17 protein-coding genes and 1 tRNA gene are annotated in these 16,178 nt (G+C 65.3%); 16 read left to right on the forward strand and 2 right to left on the reverse strand.

The annotated features are described in order from the left end of the window. The first annotated feature begins 1 nt into the window (after nucleotide 1). The 15 genes from I6F16_RS00230 to I6F16_RS00300 all read left to right on the forward strand — a co-directional run bounded on the left by I6F16_RS00230 (nucleotide 2) and on the right by I6F16_RS00300 (nucleotide 13,196). The gene (locus tag I6F16_RS00230) at nucleotides 2-985 is read left to right on the forward strand and encodes an ABC transporter ATP-binding protein (RefSeq protein WP_225173352.1); all 984 of its coding nucleotides are present in this window, start codon (nucleotides 2-4) and stop codon (nucleotides 983-985) included. After that, the gene (locus I6F16_RS00235) at nucleotides 982-1,968 is read left to right on the forward strand and encodes an oligopeptide/dipeptide ABC transporter ATP-binding protein (RefSeq protein WP_225173353.1); all 987 of its coding nucleotides are present in this window, start codon (nucleotides 982-984) and stop codon (nucleotides 1,966-1,968) included. Before I6F16_RS00230 ends, I6F16_RS00235 begins: the two co-directional genes overlap by 4 nt. Continuing rightward, complete coding sequence (locus I6F16_RS00240; RefSeq protein WP_225112902.1) at nucleotides 1,968-2,897, forward strand: ABC transporter permease; 930 nt, start codon at nucleotides 1,968-1,970, stop codon at nucleotides 2,895-2,897. The genes I6F16_RS00235 and I6F16_RS00240 overlap by 1 nt, the downstream gene beginning before the upstream one ends. After that, nucleotides 2,894-3,751, forward strand: coding sequence for an ABC transporter permease (locus I6F16_RS00245; protein ID WP_225112901.1), 858 nt, complete (start codon nucleotides 2,894-2,896; stop codon nucleotides 3,749-3,751). The genes I6F16_RS00240 and I6F16_RS00245 overlap by 4 nt, the downstream gene beginning before the upstream one ends. 291 nt (nucleotides 3,752-4,042) lie before the next feature. Next, entirely contained in the window at nucleotides 4,043-5,893 is a 1,851-nt protein-coding gene (gene ilvD, locus I6F16_RS00250; RefSeq protein ID WP_225112900.1) for a dihydroxy-acid dehydratase, read from the forward strand. A 258-nt stretch (nucleotides 5,894-6,151) separates the two neighbouring features. Then, the gene (locus I6F16_RS00255; RefSeq protein ID WP_225112899.1) at nucleotides 6,152-6,601 is read left to right on the forward strand and encodes a hypothetical protein; all 450 of its coding nucleotides are present in this window, start codon (nucleotides 6,152-6,154) and stop codon (nucleotides 6,599-6,601) included. A gap of 315 nt (nucleotides 6,602-6,916) precedes the next feature. Next, complete coding sequence (locus I6F16_RS00260; RefSeq protein ID WP_036028057.1) at nucleotides 6,917-7,240, forward strand: hypothetical protein; 324 nt, start codon at nucleotides 6,917-6,919, stop codon at nucleotides 7,238-7,240. Between the two features lie 122 nt (nucleotides 7,241-7,362). Next, nucleotides 7,363-7,707 carry a hypothetical protein gene (locus I6F16_RS00265; RefSeq protein WP_036028056.1) on the forward strand — a complete coding sequence of 115 codons (345 nt, stop codon included), beginning with the start codon at nucleotides 7,363-7,365 and terminating at the stop codon, nucleotides 7,705-7,707. A 119-nt stretch (nucleotides 7,708-7,826) separates the two neighbouring features. Then, a tRNA-Ser gene (locus tag I6F16_RS00270) sits at nucleotides 7,827-7,916 on the forward strand. 789 nt (nucleotides 7,917-8,705) lie between these two features. Further along, on the forward strand, nucleotides 8,706-9,002 hold the full coding sequence (locus tag I6F16_RS00275; protein WP_035999192.1) for a hypothetical protein: 297 nt from the start codon (nucleotides 8,706-8,708) through the stop codon (nucleotides 9,000-9,002). Between the two features lie 192 nt (nucleotides 9,003-9,194). Continuing rightward, nucleotides 9,195-11,228, forward strand: coding sequence for a VTT domain-containing protein (locus tag I6F16_RS00280; protein ID WP_225112898.1), 2,034 nt, complete (start codon nucleotides 9,195-9,197; stop codon nucleotides 11,226-11,228). Further along, nucleotides 11,228-11,902: an endonuclease/exonuclease/phosphatase family protein gene (locus I6F16_RS00285; RefSeq protein ID WP_057029206.1), complete on the forward strand. Its 675-nt coding sequence runs from the start codon at nucleotides 11,228-11,230 to the stop codon at nucleotides 11,900-11,902. The genes I6F16_RS00280 and I6F16_RS00285 overlap by 1 nt, the downstream gene beginning before the upstream one ends. A 170-nt stretch (nucleotides 11,903-12,072) precedes the next feature. Then, complete coding sequence (locus I6F16_RS00290; RefSeq protein WP_035999201.1) at nucleotides 12,073-12,264, forward strand: hypothetical protein; 192 nt, start codon at nucleotides 12,073-12,075, stop codon at nucleotides 12,262-12,264. A gap of 214 nt (nucleotides 12,265-12,478) precedes the next feature. Next, nucleotides 12,479-12,799 carry a DUF1476 domain-containing protein gene (locus I6F16_RS00295; RefSeq protein ID WP_225112897.1) on the forward strand — a complete coding sequence of 107 codons (321 nt, stop codon included), beginning with the start codon at nucleotides 12,479-12,481 and terminating at the stop codon, nucleotides 12,797-12,799. A 106-nt stretch (nucleotides 12,800-12,905) separates the two neighbouring features. After that, nucleotides 12,906-13,196, forward strand: a complete 291-nt coding sequence (locus tag I6F16_RS00300) for a hypothetical protein (protein ID WP_036031443.1) — start codon at nucleotides 12,906-12,908, stop codon at nucleotides 13,194-13,196. 33 nt (nucleotides 13,197-13,229) lie between these two features. On the opposite strand, the gene I6F16_RS37945 is transcribed toward I6F16_RS00300, so the two are convergent. Then, entirely contained in the window at nucleotides 13,230-13,358 is a 129-nt protein-coding gene (locus tag I6F16_RS37945; RefSeq protein ID WP_260347296.1) for a hypothetical protein, read from the reverse strand. 791 nt (nucleotides 13,359-14,149) lie between these two features. Here I6F16_RS37945 and I6F16_RS00305 point away from each other — a divergent pair. Continuing rightward, nucleotides 14,150-15,076 carry a septal ring lytic transglycosylase RlpA family protein gene (locus tag I6F16_RS00305; RefSeq protein ID WP_225112896.1) on the forward strand — a complete coding sequence of 309 codons (927 nt, stop codon included), beginning with the start codon at nucleotides 14,150-14,152 and terminating at the stop codon, nucleotides 15,074-15,076. Here I6F16_RS00305 and I6F16_RS00310 read toward each other — a convergent pair. After that, nucleotides 15,070-16,026 carry an alpha/beta hydrolase gene (locus tag I6F16_RS00310; protein ID WP_225112895.1) on the reverse strand — a complete coding sequence of 319 codons (957 nt, stop codon included), beginning with the start codon at nucleotides 16,024-16,026 and terminating at the stop codon, nucleotides 15,070-15,072. The genes I6F16_RS00305 and I6F16_RS00310 overlap by 7 nt on opposite strands. Nucleotides 16,027-16,178: the final 152 nt, after the last annotated feature.

Genomic DNA, 16,178 nt, shown 5'->3' on the forward strand with positions numbered 1-16,178 from the left:
GGTGAAGCCGCTGGTCAGCATCGAGGACTTGCGCGTCGCCTTCAATGGCGTGCCGGTCCTGCGCGGCGTCGACATTGCCCTGCAGAAGGGCGAGGCCGTCGGCCTCGTCGGCGAGTCCGGCTCCGGCAAATCGGTGACGTGGCTCGCCGCGCTCGGCCTGTTGCCGCGCCATGCGCAAGTCTCTGGCTCGGTGCGGCTCGACGGGCGCCAGATTCTCGGCGCGCCGGCCACCGAGCTCGATCAGGTCAGGGGCGGGCGGATCGCCATGATCTTCCAGGATCCGGCGAGCGCGCTCAACCCGGTGCTGACCATCCGCAGGCAGCTTTGCGAAGCGCTGGCGCTGCATCGCGATCTCCAAGGCAACGCCGTGAAGGCGGAGGCGCGGCGGCTGCTCGATCTCGTCGGCATTCCCGACGCTGGCCGCCGGCTCGAGGCCTATCCGCACGAATTCTCCGGCGGCCAGGTCCAGCGCATCATGATCGCGATGGCGCTGGCCGGGAATCCCGATCTCTTGATCGCGGACGAGCCGACCACTGCGCTCGATGCCACCATTCAGGCGCAGATCCTGGAGCTGCTTTCAACTGTCCGCCGCGAGCTCGGCATGGCCATGGTGCTGATCAGCCACGACCTCGGCGTCGTCGCGGAGAATTGCGACCGCATCGCGGTGATGTATGCCGGCCGCATCGTCGAGCAGGCCCCGAGCAACCAGCTGTTCGCCGATCCCCTGCATCCCTACGCGCAAGGATTGATCGGCGCGTTGCCGCCGCTCGATGGCCCGCGGCGGCGCCTCACCGCCATTCCGGGCACGGTGCCCGATCACGCGCACATGCCCGGGGGGTGCGCCTTCGCGCCGCGCTGCGCGCTGGTCGCGGAAGCATGCGGCCTTGCGGCGCCGACGCTGGCGCCGATCGCGGATGACCGCAGCGTGGCCTGCGTCCGTGCCGAGACCTCGCGCCGCGCGCTGCTCGGGATGGCCGCCGAATGAGTCCGCCGCTCGTCGAGGTCTCCGCGATCTCGCGCACCTATGCGATGCGCTCCGGAATGTTCGGGAGAGCTGCGGCCGTGCATGCCGTCGACGGCGTGTCGCTGACGATTCCAAGGGGCCAGACGCTCGGTCTCGTCGGCGAATCCGGTTCGGGCAAGTCCACGACGGGCCGCATCGTGCTCGGCCTCGAGCCGCCTGACAGCGGCGAAGTGCGGTTCGACGGCAAGCCGATGGCCGCGCCGGGGACGACGGCGTGGCGTGCGCAGCGCGCGCGGATGCAGATGATCTTCCAGGATCCGCTCGGCGCGCTCGACCGCCGGCTGCCGGTTGCAACGCAGATCCGCGAGCCGCTCGACATTCACGGCCTCGGTACGCCGGCGGAGCGCGACGAGCGCATCCGCGAGCTCTTGCGCGCCGTCGAGCTGACGCCGGCGCATGGCGCACGCTATCCCGGCGCGCTCTCCGGCGGGCAGCGTCAGCGCATCGTGCTGGCGCGGGCGCTGGCCACCAAGCCGGATTTCCTGGTCTGCGACGAGCCGGTCAGCGCGCTCGACGTTTCGATCCAGGCCCAGGTGGTGAACCTGCTCTGCGATCTGCAGGCGCAGCTGTCGCTGACGCTGCTCTTCATCAGCCACGATCTGCGCGTCGTCAGGCAGATCAGCAACGTCGTCGCCGTGATGTATCTCGGCCGCATCGTCGAGATCGGCAGCGCGGACGATCTGTTCGCACGGCCCGAGCATCCTTACACCCAGGCGCTGGTCTCGGCCTCGCCCGCGCCGGGCCGCCGCAGTGCGGGCCGGATCGTGCTGTCGGGCGATCCGCCGAATCCGGCCGCGCGCCCCACGGGCTGCGCCTTCCATCCGCGCTGTCCGCGCGCCGTCGCGCGCTGCGCGAGCGAGGTGCCGGCGCTGTCCGCCGTCGGCGGCGACCGGCAGGTCGCCTGCCATCTCGTCACCGGCGCTGCGACACGGGACGCCGCCTGATGGGACGTTATTTCGCTATTCGGATCGGACGCGCCGCGCTCACGATCGTGCTCGTCGTGACCTTCGCCTTCATCGTGTTGCGGCTGTCAGGCGATCCCGCACTGATGATCCTGGGACCGGAGGCGCCGCCGGAGGTGCTCGCGGCATTCCGCAAGGCTTGGGGCCTCGATGACCCGATCTGGGCTCAATATTTCGATTATTTCGGCGCCATCGCCAAGGGCGAGCTCGGCCGCTCCATGCGCGACGGCCGGCCCGCGATCGAGCTGGTGCTGGAACGCATCCCGGCAACGCTGGCGCTGACCCTGCCGGCGTTCTTCTTCAAGGTGGCGCTCGGCATTCCCGCCGGCATCTACGCCGCGCTGCATCGCGGCTCGGGAATCGACCGCGCCGTGATGATGACGGCGGTCGCCGGCTTTACCGTCCCGAGCTTCGTGCTGGCGCTGCTGCTGGTGCTGATCTTCGCCGTGCAGCTTGGCTGGCTCCCTTCGGGCGGGCAGGACAGCTGGCGCCACGCCATCCTGCCGATCGCAACGCTCAGCCTCGGCGGCGCGGCGGTGCTGGCGCGCTTCACCCGCAGCGCCATGCTGGAGGTGCTGGGCCAGCCCTATATCCGCACCGCATCCGCAAAAGGCGTGCCGTGGCGCAAGGTGGTGACCTCGCATGCGCTGCCGAACGCGGCGATCCCGACCGTGACCATCCTTGGCTTCATGGTCGGCACGCTGATCGCAGGCGCGGTCGTGGTCGAGAGCGTGTTCGCCTGGCCGGGAGTAGGGCGGCTTCTTGTCGTGGCGGTTGCCAACCGCGATCTCGCGGTCGTGCAATGCATATTGCTGCTGGTTGCGATGACCATGGTGACGTCCAATTTGATCGTCGACTTCCTCTACGGCTTCCTCGACCCGCGCCTGCGCAGCAAGGGAGCGCATGCATGACCGACGCGACGTTGAAGGACACCGCCACACGTCGCCGCATCAGCCTTCCGGCAATCCCGCTGTCGGTCGCGCTGGCGGTCACCTGGATCGTCGCGATGCTGCTGATCGCGGCCTTCGCCGAGACGATCGCCCCCTACGGCTTCACGCAGCTCGACCTGCGCAACCGGCTTGCTGCGCCCGGCAATGCCGCGCACTGGCTCGGCACCGACGAGCTTGGCCGGGACGTGCTGTCGCGGCTGCTCGTCTCGATCCGCATCTCGCTGCTGATCGCGTTCGGCGCGACCGCAATCTCGGCCGTGGTCGGGACCACACTCGGCTTCCTCGCCGCGCATTTTCGTGGGTTCGTCGAGCAGCTCGTGCTGATGCTGACCGACTTCCAGGCCAGCATGCCCTTCCTGATCATGGCGCTGGCCGTGCTGGCCTTCTTCGGCAACTCGTTGCCGCTCTTGGTCGGGCTGATGGGCCTGTTCGGCTGGGAGCGCTACGCCCGCATCGCGCGGGGCCTTGCCATCTCCGCCAATGCGCAGGGCTACGCCGCTGCCGTCCGCCAGCTAGGGGCGACGCCGTCGCGGATCTACCTCCGGCACATCCTGCCCAACATCGCCTCGACCTTGATCGTCTCGACCACGCTCGTGTTCCCCGAGGTGATCCTGATGGAGTCAGGCCTGTCCTTCCTCGGCCTCGGCGTGCAGCCGCCGATGACCAGCCTCGGCAACATGGTCGGCTACGGCCGGGAATATCTGACCCGCGCCCCCTGGATCATGCTGGCGCCGGCGACGACCATCGTGGTCACCACCCTGGCGGTCTCTGTGATCGGCGACTGGCTGCGCGATCGGCTCGATCCGACGCTGTAATAGGGGCTCCGACGCCCCCCGCCGTCATTCCGGGGCGCGCCGAAAGGCGCGAACCCGGAATCCATTGTCCCGCGGGTGCTGCCGCTCGATGGATTCCGGGTTCGATGCTGCGCATCGCCCCGGAATGACAGAGAGTGAGCGACGAGCCCCCCGCGCCGGAAGCAGGGGAGCCCTGTCCGACCCAAGTTCCCGTTGCGCGGGCTGCCCCCGTGCGCTATCCGGCCGGAAAGGCCTGAGGTGGCTCCACATTTTCCCGCCCCGGCCGACGCAAACCCGAGGACGGAAACCGCCATGCCAGCCTATCGCTCCCGCACCACCACCCACGGCCGCAACATGGCGGGCGCCCGCGGCCTCTGGCGCGCGACGGGCATGAAGGACGCCGATTTCGGCAAGCCGATCATCGCGGTGGTCAACTCCTTCACCCAGTTCGTGCCCGGGCACGTCCATCTGAAGGACCTCGGCCAGCTCGTGGCACGCGAGATCGAGCAGGCCGGCGGCGTCGCCAAGGAGTTCAACACCATCGCGGTCGACGATGGCATCGCCATGGGCCATGACGGCATGCTCTACAGCCTGCCGTCGCGCGAGTTGATCGCCGACAGCGTCGAGTACATGGCCAACGCGCATTGCGCCGACGGCCTCGTCTGCATCTCCAATTGCGACAAGATCACGCCCGGCATGCTGATGGCCGCGCTCAGGCTCAACATCCCCGCCGTGTTCGTCTCGGGCGGGCCGATGGAGGCCGGCAAGGTCAAGCTGGCCGGCAAGACCAAGGCGGTCGACCTCATCGACGCCATGGTGGCCGCCGCCGATAGCAAGGTCAGCGACGAGGACGTCAAGGTGATCGAGCGCTCGGCGTGCCCGACCTGCGGCTCCTGCTCGGGCATGTTCACCGCCAATTCCATGAACTGCCTGACTGAGGCGCTGGGCCTCGCGCTGCCCGGCAACGGCTCGGTGGTCGCAACCCATGCCGACCGCAAGCGCCTGTTCGTCGAGGCCGGCCACACCATCGTCGATCTGGTCCGCCGTTATTACGAGCAGGACGATGCCTCCGTGCTGCCGCGCAACATCGCGAATTTCAAGGCGTTCGAAAACGCGATGACGCTCGATATCGCGATGGGCGGCTCGACCAACACCGTGCTGCATCTCTTGGCTGCCGCCCATGAGGGGAAGGTCGCCTTCACCATGAAGGACATCGACCGTCTGTCGCGCCGCGTGCCCGTGCTCTGCAAGGTCGCGCCTTCCGTCGCCGACGTGCATGTCGAGGACGTGCACCGTGCCGGCGGCATCATGGGCATCCTCGGCGAGCTCGACCGCGCCGGGCTGATCGACACCTCTGTTACGACCGTGCACGCGCCGACCATGAACGAGGCGCTGGAGCGCTGGGACATCAAGCGCACCAAGAGTGAGACGGTCCGGACCTTCTATCGCGCTTCGCCCGGCGGCATCCCCACGCAAGTCGCCTTCAGCCAGGAGCGCCGCTACGACGAGCTCGACGCCGACCGCGAGAAGGGCGTCGTGCGCGATCTCGCGCACGCCTTCAGCAAGGACGGCGGTCTCGCCGTGCTCTACGGCAATCTCGCGCAGGACGGCTGCATCGTGAAGACCGCCGGCGTCGATGCCTCGATCCTGAAATTCTCCGGCCCAGCGCGCGTGTTCGAAAGCCAGGACGCGGCGGTCGAAGGCATCTTGGGCGGCAAGGTCGTCGCCGGCGAGGTCGTGGTCATCATCTATGAAGGCCCTCGCGGCGGCCCCGGCATGCAGGAGATGCTGTATCCGACCAGCTATCTGAAATCGATGGGCCTCGGCAAAGCCTGTGCGCTCGTCACCGACGGCCGCTTCTCCGGCGGCTCCTCCGGCCTGTCGATCGGCCATCTGTCGCCGGAGGCCGCCGAAGGCGGCAATATCGGCCTGGTGCGGACGGGCGACATCATCGCCATCGACATCCCGAACCGCAGCATCAGCCTCGAGGTCTCCGACGAGGAGCTCGCCAAGCGCCGCGCCGCGGAGGAGGCGAAGGGCGATGCCGCCTGGCAGGCGCAAGGCCGCAAGCGCAACGTCTCGACCGCGCTGCAGGCTTACGCCGCGCTCACCACCAGTGCCGCGCGCGGTGCGGTGCGCGAGGTCAAGCGGCGTCCGAAGTAGGCGGCATCGGCGCCACTGGCCTGGATCGGCGATCTTCGGAACGCCTCGCGGCTCCGTGCGACCACCCGGATGCGCCGTTGCAGGAAGTAGCCGGAACGGAGATCGGGAAAGAACGGCCCCCGCCTCCCTAGGGCGTGGGGCTGGTTGGGGTGGGAGCGGGAGCCGTTTGCTCAGTGGGCACCCGACGTGCGGGCTCGCCCGCCAGGCATCATCAACTTAGTGCATTGTCCACATTTTGCTATTTAATTTTTATTAATTTTGTTTTTATTTTTATTTAATCGTGCCATCCTAAGAAAAATCGTCGAAATCCATTTTTCCGAATTCAGCCGAGGCGGTCGCCGTATCGAGGTTCGTCCGCAAAGGTTCGGATTGCCAATAGCGGAGTTAGCCATGAGTCATTCTCCATCACTCGTGCCGCAAATCACGACAGACCGGGACGTCTATCTTGTGCTCGATGATTTCGGCCGCCGCCTGGGCCGGGCTTGGTGCGAGACGGCCGAGGAGGACGCCAATCGCGCGACCCTGCTCAGACATCTCGCCGAAGGGCAATATCTCCATCCCGCACGTATCGTGGCCTTCAATACTGCGGAGGGATGGTCGCGCGATGCCACCGCTGAAATCGCCGATGAGCTGCGCCGTCGCTTCGTCGAACTCGAGGAGACCGATCCCTCGCTGTTGGAGTTTCTGGAAAGAGCAGCGAGGCGTTGAAAGCTCGAACATGGAACGAGGATGAACTGCAAATTATGCTCGAACGAGTGCCGCGGCGATGTCCGATCGCGGACTCGCTGTCATGCGCACCCCCGCGCAAACCTCCCGCGCGTTAATGCGCGTGGTCAATGAGTTCTTACCGCTCCGCCGCGATCGATCGTTCGCATTAAGGATGCCTCGACGAAGTTCGGCAAGGCAAGGTTTTGCGCCGTATACTCCCGCGACCTTCGCAGATCCGTTTCGGGCAACTGGGGCACCACCGCAATGTCTCGTACTCTCGCTGTCGTTTTCTCAACGGCCGTCGCCGCCATTTCCATGACGGGCGCGGCCTCCGCCGGCTGCTACAATTGCTACACGCCGCCGCCGTGCACGACCTGCTACCAGCAACAATATGTGCCGCCGCAATACCGCACCGTCGACGAGACCGTGATGGTCTCGCCCGGCTCCGTGGTCGCGCACCGCACGCCGGCGCAGTACCGCACCGTGATGGTGCCGCAGACCGTGATGGTCGCGCCGCCCAGCGTCCAGTACGAGCGCATCCCGCCGCAATACGCCACCCGGCAGCGCGTCGAGATGGTCTCGCCGGGTTATTCCTATTACGCCCCGGTGCAGATGAACTGCGCGTCCTGCGGCTACTGAGCTAGACGCAAACAACAAAGAATTTCAGGACGGCGCTCTTCGCGGGGCGCCGCGCTTTCTATTGCGCGACGCAAAGGTGAGGGAGCCTTTGAACCGCAAGGCCCGGAACGACACGAAACGGCATGAGCTCGTTTCTGGACTCCGTCGAGCGACCGCAACTCGGGCTGGTCGCTGCTTTCGCCGTTTCACTGATGTGCGCAGTTGCGGTGGTCTGGTCGGTCGGCTCGACCGATCGCGTTACCTATCTCGGCCCGGACCACGGCCAGGAGCAGACCATCACACAGGTCCGCCTCAAGACGCTCCCACAAGGGAGTTACGTGATCGAACGGGGCGCGATCTACAAGGCAATGCAGGCAGGGTGCCGCTACGACCTGAACTACAGCCCTCAATTCGGGCGCAACGTCAGCGACCGGCAGGGGACCAAGTACATCCGGAGTGCCGTCCTGGTTGATTGCCCGAAGAGCTAGACAGGTTGTGCAGGAAAAGGAACGCGCCGCGCTCCGGCCGGCAAAGGTTTGAGCACTTGCGCCAACTTGGCGTTGCCTTGCGCGGTCGACTACGTTAAGCGACACCCATTCCCGGGACTGGAAGGGTGGCCGAGTGGTTTAAGGCACCGGTCTTGAAAACCGGCGTGCCCGCAAGGGTACCGTGGGTTCGAATCCCACCCCTTCCGCCAGAAATCGCCATAAGTTCCCCTCGTGGGCTGGCACGCTCCTTGCCAATTGGACGTGCCCGACCATGGAGGCGTGCACCGATGGCACAGCGAGTTCGTATCTTAAAGCAATCCAAGTCCGGTTTGACACATATTGCCCGCGAGCTGGTGAGATTGCTGGACGCGATCGAGGAGCTCGAGGAGCTGAGAGAAAGGGTCCGGCTCGCCGAAGCCGCTCGCGTGTTGCACTAGCCTGCGCTGGAAAGACTGGGGCGCCTCGGCGCGTCACTCCCAAGGTCTGGATTGGCGGCGCCCCGGTGCCGCTCGGGTCATTTGGCCGAGACCCATTCCTAACACCGCAGCCCGACGGATCTGTTCAATCTTCCTCGCTCAAGTCCGGCCCGCGATGTTGGAGAGACGGATTCCGGCGGTGCCGTAGACCCATGTTGCGTTTGGATCTCCAGTCTTCAAGAGGAGGATCGGGACTGGTTGAAATGCAGTGGAAGGAAGCGTTGCGTGCTAGAGCCACGGACACGCGAAACTGCGCAGGAACGCTACTGACTTAGAGAGATTAGCCCGACAGCAAGCTTCACAGCGGGCAACGCATGTTCTTCTTTTTCTCGAACCGGCTGGGATGTCTCGGCTCGCTGCTGATCTCCGGCCTGGTCACGGTGGCGCTGCTCTTCCTGTTTGGACTCATTCGGTTCTGATCATCAGCGCCTGGGATCCGACCGTCATCCTCTTGCATGCTCCCTCAGGAACTTGGCCTCGGCTCGCCTGTTGTTCGCAGTCTCGAGCACACGGAGAGCAGCCTTGGAAAGCACCATCATTGGAGAATTCGACACGCGCCGCGGAGCCGAGCTTGCGGTTGAGCATGTCGTGCAGGAATGCGGCGTGCCGCGAGGCGACGTCTTCGTCCAGCCTGCCGGCGCTGCGAACACCGTGGGAACACGCGCGGCAGGACCCGACGTCAAGACAGCGCCCACTCCGGAGGGGCGGCAGAAGCTGGAAGGCCTGATCGAGGTTTCCGTCGATTTTCACGGCGATGCCCCTGAGAAAATTGTCGATGTGTTGAGGAGCGCCGGCGCGAAGTTTGTCCGCACCAAATGACGACTTGTGCGACGGGCGCAGTGGGCGCCGGACATTCGGCATTCGCATCGAACCGCAGCCGTTGACCGCCTGGAACCCCTTGAGCCTCCAGCGCGTTTAGACGCAAACGCGAATTGCGAGGTCCACCTGCTTCAGAGCGCATCGACACTCACTCCCGGCGACACCGTCTGGCGGCGGTGCAAGGCGCGGCGCGTGGCGGTACTGAATGATGCCGCCGCCTATTTCGCCGCCCTGCGGGAGGCACTGCTGGAGGCGCAGGATGTCGTCTACATCGTCGGATGGGACATCCATAGCAGGACACGTCTGGTCGGAGCTTCCGGACGTGCCGATGATGGCCTGCCTGACGAGCTTGGTCCCTTCCTACGCGTCCTGGTGCAGCGCCGGCCCGCCTTGCGCATCAACATTCTCGTCTGGGACTTCGTCTCGTTCTACGCTTCCGAGAGAGAGTGGAGTTCCGCGGCGAAATTCACTGCCGACACCGATGGCCGCGTCCGGTTTCATCTTGACGCCACGCTTCCGTTTGGTTCGGCGCAACACCAGAAGATCGTCTGTGTCGACGGATCACTGGCGTTCGTCGGCGGCCTCGATCTGACGATCCGGCGCTGGGACACGAGTGACCACCGCGCCGACAATGCCATGCGCTGCGACCCTCAGCGCAAGCCATATCCACCGTTTCACGACGTTCAGTGCCTGGTCGACGGGGATGCTGCGGAGCAGCTGTTCGCCCTCGCGGAGCAACGCTGGCGTGCGGCAGGCCAACAGTCCGATGAACGGCGCGCACCGAGGAACGGTCGCTGGCCGGCGAACGTGCCTGTCGAGGCCGAGCACTTGCCGGTCGGAATCGCCCGGACCGAGGTGGTCTGTCCCGCAGGATCGACCATCAAGGAGGTCGAACGCTCCTTCATTGCGGCGATCCGGTCGGCAACGAGCTTCGTGTACATCGAAAATCAATTCACCAGCGCGACCAGGATGGCGCACGAACTCGCGGAGCAGATGTGTCGCGTGCCGTCGCTTCGGGTTCTGGTCGTCGCTCCGAAACTGCATTCCTCGTGGCTTGAGTCCCAGGCCATGCAGAACGGCCGTGGCGCCTTCATCGACTGCTTCAGCGCAGCTGGCGTGGCCGATCGCATCCGCTTCGTCTATCCGATCTCCCGCAGCGGCAATAAGGAAGCCGCGGTGATGGTGCACAGCAAGCTCATGATCGTCGATGACAGGATCTTGCGGATCGGCTCGGCCAATCTGAACAATCGTTCCATGGGCGCCGACAGCGAATGCGACCTCATCTTTGAAGCTGAATCCGAGCAGCATCGGGATTTCATCGCCTCGGTCCGCCGTCGGCTCATCGCTCATTTCTGCGGTCTCGACGAGCAGGCCGTCACGCAAAACGAGCATCGGCTGTTCGCCCTGCTGGACCAGGTGTCGAAAAAGGGTGGGGCGAAGACGCTGCGAAAAGTGGAGTCCTCGGTTCTGACCAGCACGCTGGCCACCCTGGTTCAGCCGGTGGCGGACCCTGAGCTGCCTCTTCATCTCGAGCGGGCGGCATCGCGCATGTGGAGCACGAAGACGATCATCGGGATCGCCTCGATCGCGCTGGCGCTTCTTGGACTGACGCTGGCCTGGTCGTACACGTCCCTCAGCGATTACGCCGATACGGGCCGGATCTCGTCGTTCCTGTCTGCCTATTCGCAGTCCGTTTGGGGACCGCCATTCGCAATTGCGGCCTTTGTCGTCGGCGGGCTGGTCATCTTTCCGGTTCTCGTGCTCATTGCTGCGACTGCCGCCGCCCTGGGGCCCTGGCTGGGTTTCGTCACCGCAATGGCGGGCGTCTTGCTCAGCGCGCTCCTCCTTTTTGCGATCGGACGGTTCCTGGGCCGAGAGCGCCTTCAGCGCTTGCTGGGACGCCGTGCGGCGCGCATCCAGGAGCGCGTTGTCGGCAAGGGAATCCTGGCCGTCGTCGTCATCCGGATGATTCCGATCGCACCATTCTCGCTGGTGAACGTCGCGGCTGGCGCGAGCACGCTGCCGCTCCGTGATTTCCTGGTTGGAACGCTGCTGGGCATGATGCCCGGCATTCTCGCCATGGCCGTTCTGGGAGCGCAGATCGCCGATCTGGCCAGGAATGCGTCCTGGAGCAGCGTATTGCTGCTCACGCTGGCATTTCTGGGCTGGCTCGGCGTCTGTGCGGGCGCTCAATTCCTCGCGACGTGGCTCGCCGGGAGGCGCTGATGGCGCCGATGCGCTTCATGACGTGGAACGTGCACGGCACGTTCAATCTCAATCCGACGTTCGATCTGGAAGGTGTTTGCTCCATCATTCGCAAATGGTCGCCGGATGTCGTCGCGCTCCAGGAGGTGGATTCCCGATCGCGGTCGGACGATCCGTTCGCGAAGCTGGCGCGCGTCGTCGGCGATCATCGCGTTCATGCCAAGTCGATCGTCACGGAGGACGGTGACTACGGCCAGATGCTCATGAGCCGCTTTCCGTTCTCCAGCGTGCCCGAGATCGTAGACGTGTCGTATCGAGAGCGGGAGCCGCGCAGGGCGATCGCGACGGGATTGCTGACGCCTTTCGGCGACGTCCGCGTGGTCGCCACTCATCTCGGCCTCAGCATCCACGAGCGTTATGCGCAGGCTCAGGCCGTGGTGAGCCTGGTGAAGCCGGAAAGGACCGTCGTCCTCGGCGATTTCAACGATTGGTTTTGGGTGAAATCGGTGCGGCGCGTGCTCGCGCAGGCCTGCCCGAACCGGACGCGGTTGCGGACTTTCCCATCGCGCTTGCCCCTCATGCGGCTCGACCGGATCTACGCAACGCGTGACAGCCGGATCGAGAAAGTCTGGACCGACCATGCGGCGCGCGCCTATTCCGACCATTTGCCCGTGATCGCGGACATCGCGATCTAACGGTTCCAGCGACCGGAGTGCGGATCTCTGGCCCTCATTGAGAAAAGCGTTGTGCTAGAGGAACTTAGCTACTGTGCATGGGGTTGTTTTCAGACAACTTTTATGCCTGCGGCCGACAGTCTCGAAAAGGACCATGCGGAACTTTTTCCTCACGGCCACGTTCATTCAGCATGACTGAAGACCTTTCCTTCCGACGCAAACCCCTGACTCCCGAACAGCGCCACGCTCGCGATGCGGCTCGGCGGATCGAGGCCGAGAAGGCCATGCGCGATCACGAAGCGGCGCAGAAGGCGTTCTATGCCAACAAGGAACGGCTGAAGGCCGAGCGGCTGGCGCGCGAAGCGGCGGCGGCGAAGGGCTGAGCGAACGCGCTTAGCCGCGCAATTACCAAAAAATCGCATCTGCTGGCGGCCTGCATTTGATTGTCGGCCGCCAATGCCGCTTGGGTGTCTGCTTCCCATCGGCAGGCTTGACGGCGCTTCGCTTCCGGGAGGAAGCTCAAAAGTGACCTGAACCATGGATACGTTCGCTCCCAGCAAGTGCGATCCTCATCAGCGACGCAGAATGGAGCTGACCATGACCACGTTCGACAAGCGCGAGCGGGGCTTTGAAGCCAAATTCGCCCACGACGAGGAATTGATGTTCAAGGCCACGGCGCGGTCCAACAAGCTGCTCGGGCTTTGGGCCGCAGGCCAGCTCGGGCTCAGTGGCGATGCCGCTGCAGGCTACGCGGCTGCGCTGGTGACGGACCATCTGGAGAGCCGGACGATGGACGATGTAGTCGGCAAGGTGGCGGGCGATCTCGCAGGCAAGGGGATCGCGCGCGAGCAGGTCGCGCAGAGGCTTCAGGAATGTCTGCACCAGGCGCTGGCGCAGCTCGAAGCGGACCGGCAATGACACCCGCTGCTGCGTTCATTCGGCGCGCTTGCCGCCTTCCGCGGGCTGTGCCGTTTTGTGCTACCGTGCCAGCCGCCGGAGACGGCGGCGAGCGGGAGGTGGGGGCATGTCACGGGGCAGCTTTGGCAAATGGTCCGGCGCAATCGCATGCGCCGGCGCCATGCTGGTCGCTGCAGGTGGCGCCGAGGTCTCGGCGACGCCGCTGACGCCGTTTCGATACGAGGCGCAGGCCCAGCGTCATTGCCCGCGCGACAAGGTGGTTTGGCTCGACTTCGGCAAGGGCGTCTATTACCGCAAGGGGCAGAAGCGCTACGGCCAGGGCTTCGACGGCAGCTTCGTCTGCCAGAACGAGGCCCGCGGCGGCTTCTACCGCCGCTCGCTGTTGGGCCTGCGCTGAGCGGCGGATTTCGGCGGCTGGCGGACGCGCCGGTTATTTCGCTGACGGCAGCCTGACCGGCACATGCGGGGAGGTGCTGATGACCCGGGGACTTCCATCCGGATAGGTGCGGTTGCCGCGGATCAGGGATTCCAAGACCAGGAAGAACTTCTCGGCAAGCATTTGCGTCACCCTCGTTGGTGATGGCCTCTTGCAATTGGTCGAGGCGCCGAACGCAATAATTCAATCAACTGAATGGGAGCGGGGACAGCCGCGCCTGCTGCGCCGCAATGGAGAGAACCCGTGTTGGACAGGCGGACGTGCGGTTCAGGCAAACGCCAGCGCGACGAGGCTCGAGCAGAGCAGCACCAAGCCGCCGGCGGTCAAGGCCAGGAAGCCATCGGATACGAGGTCATGATTACGCATGGGACACCTGCCGCTCTCGTGTTCGATGCGCGAGTGGATCGACCAAGACCGTCCGAACGCGCCGCTTTGAAAGAGGTGATGCTTGCCGTCCGCGCGAGTGCCTTTAGGCCCTCGTGCGGTAACCCTCGAACGCATGGGCCAGGAAGATCCCCGCGCTTACCAGACCCATCAGTGCCGAAACCGTCTCGATCATCGTTAAATTCCAAATCCCGCCCTCGCATCCGAGAGAACGCGGGCGGCCTTGCACAGTCAAAAGAATTTCGGTGAGCGGCGCGACAATGGGGGTGGAGTGAGGATTTGGCGCAACAGACTGTCCGGCACTGGCACAGTGCGGGGGCCATCGCCCCGTAGAACAACGGAAAAATGCGAACGTCTCGTTTACCATCCCGGCGTGATCGCCGTGGGCTCCCCATTTCCGCCGCGTTCGGGTTGCGTTATCGTTACCGCTTCCGAGACGGTGGTGGGCCGCCTCGGATGAGATGACCGGACAGCGCTCCCGTAGCCAAAGCGGGTTGGGTACGCCTCCGGCAAAGTGGTATTTGGGGCGCATGGGGATCCATCGGTCAGATTCGGTTTTGCGAGCCGCGCGCGGTGTTGCGGCGGTCGCGACCTGCCTTGCGCTCGCCAACTGCGCTTCCTCGAACAAGTTCGCCAGCCGCGTCGACCCGAAATACGGCGTGTCCTCGAGCCCGCGGGTGGTGGCCTTCGGCGATCCGGTTCCGAAGGGTGGCGGCACCTACCGCGTCGGCAAGCCCTATGTCGTGGCGGGCCGGACTTACGTGCCGGAGGAGGACGTCAACTACCGAGCTGAGGGCATGGCCTCCTGGTACGGCGACAGTTTCCACGGCCGCCTGACCGCCAATGGCGAAGTGTTCGACATGACCTCGCTGACCGCGGCGCATCCGACCCTGCCGATGCCGTCTTATGCGCGGGTGACCAACGTCTCGAACGGCAAGTCGCTGATCGTCCGCGTCAATGACCGCGGGCCTTATCACGGCAACCGCCTCATCGACGTCTCGAATAAGGCTGCCGAACTCCTTGAATTCAAAGGGAACGGCGTCGCCAAGGTCCGCGTCGAATATGTCGGCCGGGCTCCGCTCGAAGGCTCCGACGACCGCCAGCTTCTGGCGACCCTGCGGACCGGCGTTCCGGCGCCGTCGCCCTCGATGGTCCGGGTCGCCTCGGCCAAGCCGTTTGTGCCGGAGCTGCCGTCCTCGGCCCGCGGTGCCATTCGCGGCGAGGTCCCGATGCCGGAGGGGCGGCCATACAATCTCGGCAGTACCTCGGCCGATATGGCTTCGCTCAATGCTACCTCGGAGATGTCGGCTTCGAGCCGCAGCCGGGGCCGGGCGCTCCAGAACGCCCGCGCGGTGTCCTATGGCGAGGACGGTCGCTACGCCGCCGACAGCGCGGCCGCATCGACCGATGGCGCCGCCGAGGCCCGCAGCATCCTGAGCGGCCGCGGCCTCTACTGAGCCGCGCTCTCCTTCAAGAACGTGACGAGCGCCGCATTCACCTCTTCGGGCCGCTCCTGCTGCACCCAATGGCCGGCGCCCTCGATGATCAGCTTGCGCTTCAGATTGGGCAGCACGCGCTCGAGCTCGTTGACCCGCTTGGCCCCGATCAGGCCGGTGATGACGGCGTCCTTCGAGCCTGCGATGAAGAGGGAAGGCTGGTGAATCTGCGCGTCCTGCCAAGGCGCGGTCAGCTCCCAATTGCGGTCGATGTTGCGATACCAGTTGAGCCCGCCGCGGAAGCCGGACTTGCGGAAGGCCTCGGTGAAATAGGCCAGGTCTGCCTCGCTGAGCCAGCCAGGCAGCGGCTCGTCGGCGCCCGCGTGGCCGAGAAAGCCCTTGCCCTCCTGCACGAACATGGCCGCGGTGGGATCGGCGAGGCCCCGCCCGCCGAGGACGATGCGCATGGTGCGTGCGACGTCACGCTCGAGCTCGGCCTCGGCGACGCCGGGCGTCTGGAAATACTGCCAGTAGAAGTTGGTGACGCCGCCCTGGCGCAGCAGGTCGAGCGGCTTGCCGCGGCCCCGGAACGGCGGCGGCACGCTCAGGCCCGCGACCGCCGTGAAGATGTCCGGCCGGAACAGCGCCGCGTGCCAGGCGACCGGTGCACCCCAATCGTGGCCGACCACCATCGCCTTTGTCTCACCGAACGCCTGGACGAGGCCCACCACGTCGCCGACCGTGTCGAAGATCGAGTAGGCGTTCATATCGAGTGGTGCCGCGCTCTGACCATAGCCGCGCATGTCGGGGGCGACGACGTGAAACCCGGCTTCGGCGACTGCCGGGATCTGGTGGCGCCAGGAATAGGACAGTTCCGGCCAGCCATGGCACAGCACTACAAGCGGTCCCTGTCCGGCTTCGCGGACGAACAGCTCGACCCCGTTGGACTTGATCATGCGGGTTGAGGGCATTCGCTTTTCCGCCTTTTTTCAGGGGTTTGGTCGAAAAACATGAGGCGTCACGATAGGGGCGCAGCGAGAATCGTGCAATCTCGGCGACAAGCGTCCAACCGCGTGTTGTTCGCATCTGTTCCAGCTGTTAGAACGCCTCTCTCAGGGCTTCG

Source organism: Bradyrhizobium sp. IC4060, assembly GCF_020193715.1.
Taxonomy (GTDB): Bacteria; Pseudomonadota; Alphaproteobacteria; order Rhizobiales; family Xanthobacteraceae; genus Bradyrhizobium; species Bradyrhizobium yuanmingense.

Coding starts and splice junctions, on each gene's coding strand:
- I6F16_RS00235 (WP_225173353.1), top strand. CDS start 982: ATGAGTCCGCCGCTCGTCGAGGTCTCCGCGATCTCGCGCACCTATGCG.
- I6F16_RS00240 (WP_225112902.1), top strand. CDS start 1,968: ATGGGACGTTATTTCGCTATTCGGATCGGACGCGCCGCGCTCACGATC.
- I6F16_RS00245 (WP_225112901.1), top strand. CDS start 2,894: ATGACCGACGCGACGTTGAAGGACACCGCCACACGTCGCCGCATCAGC.
- ilvD (WP_225112900.1), top strand. CDS start 4,043: ATGCCAGCCTATCGCTCCCGCACCACCACCCACGGCCGCAACATGGCG.
- I6F16_RS00260 (WP_036028057.1), top strand. CDS start 6,917: ATGACGGGCGCGGCCTCCGCCGGCTGCTACAATTGCTACACGCCGCCG.
- I6F16_RS00265 (WP_036028056.1), top strand. CDS start 7,363: ATGAGCTCGTTTCTGGACTCCGTCGAGCGACCGCAACTCGGGCTGGTC.
- I6F16_RS00285 (WP_057029206.1), top strand. CDS start 11,228: ATGGCGCCGATGCGCTTCATGACGTGGAACGTGCACGGCACGTTCAAT.
- I6F16_RS00290 (WP_035999201.1), top strand. CDS start 12,073: ATGACTGAAGACCTTTCCTTCCGACGCAAACCCCTGACTCCCGAACAG.
- I6F16_RS00295 (WP_225112897.1), top strand. CDS start 12,479: ATGACCACGTTCGACAAGCGCGAGCGGGGCTTTGAAGCCAAATTCGCC.
- I6F16_RS00300 (WP_036031443.1), top strand. CDS start 12,906: ATGTCACGGGGCAGCTTTGGCAAATGGTCCGGCGCAATCGCATGCGCC.
- I6F16_RS37945 (WP_260347296.1), bottom strand. CDS start 13,358: ATGCTTGCCGAGAAGTTCTTCCTGGTCTTGGAATCCCTGATCCGCGGC.
- I6F16_RS00305 (WP_225112896.1), top strand. CDS start 14,150: ATGGGGATCCATCGGTCAGATTCGGTTTTGCGAGCCGCGCGCGGTGTT.
- I6F16_RS00310 (WP_225112895.1), bottom strand. CDS start 16,026: ATGCCCTCAACCCGCATGATCAAGTCCAACGGGGTCGAGCTGTTCGTC.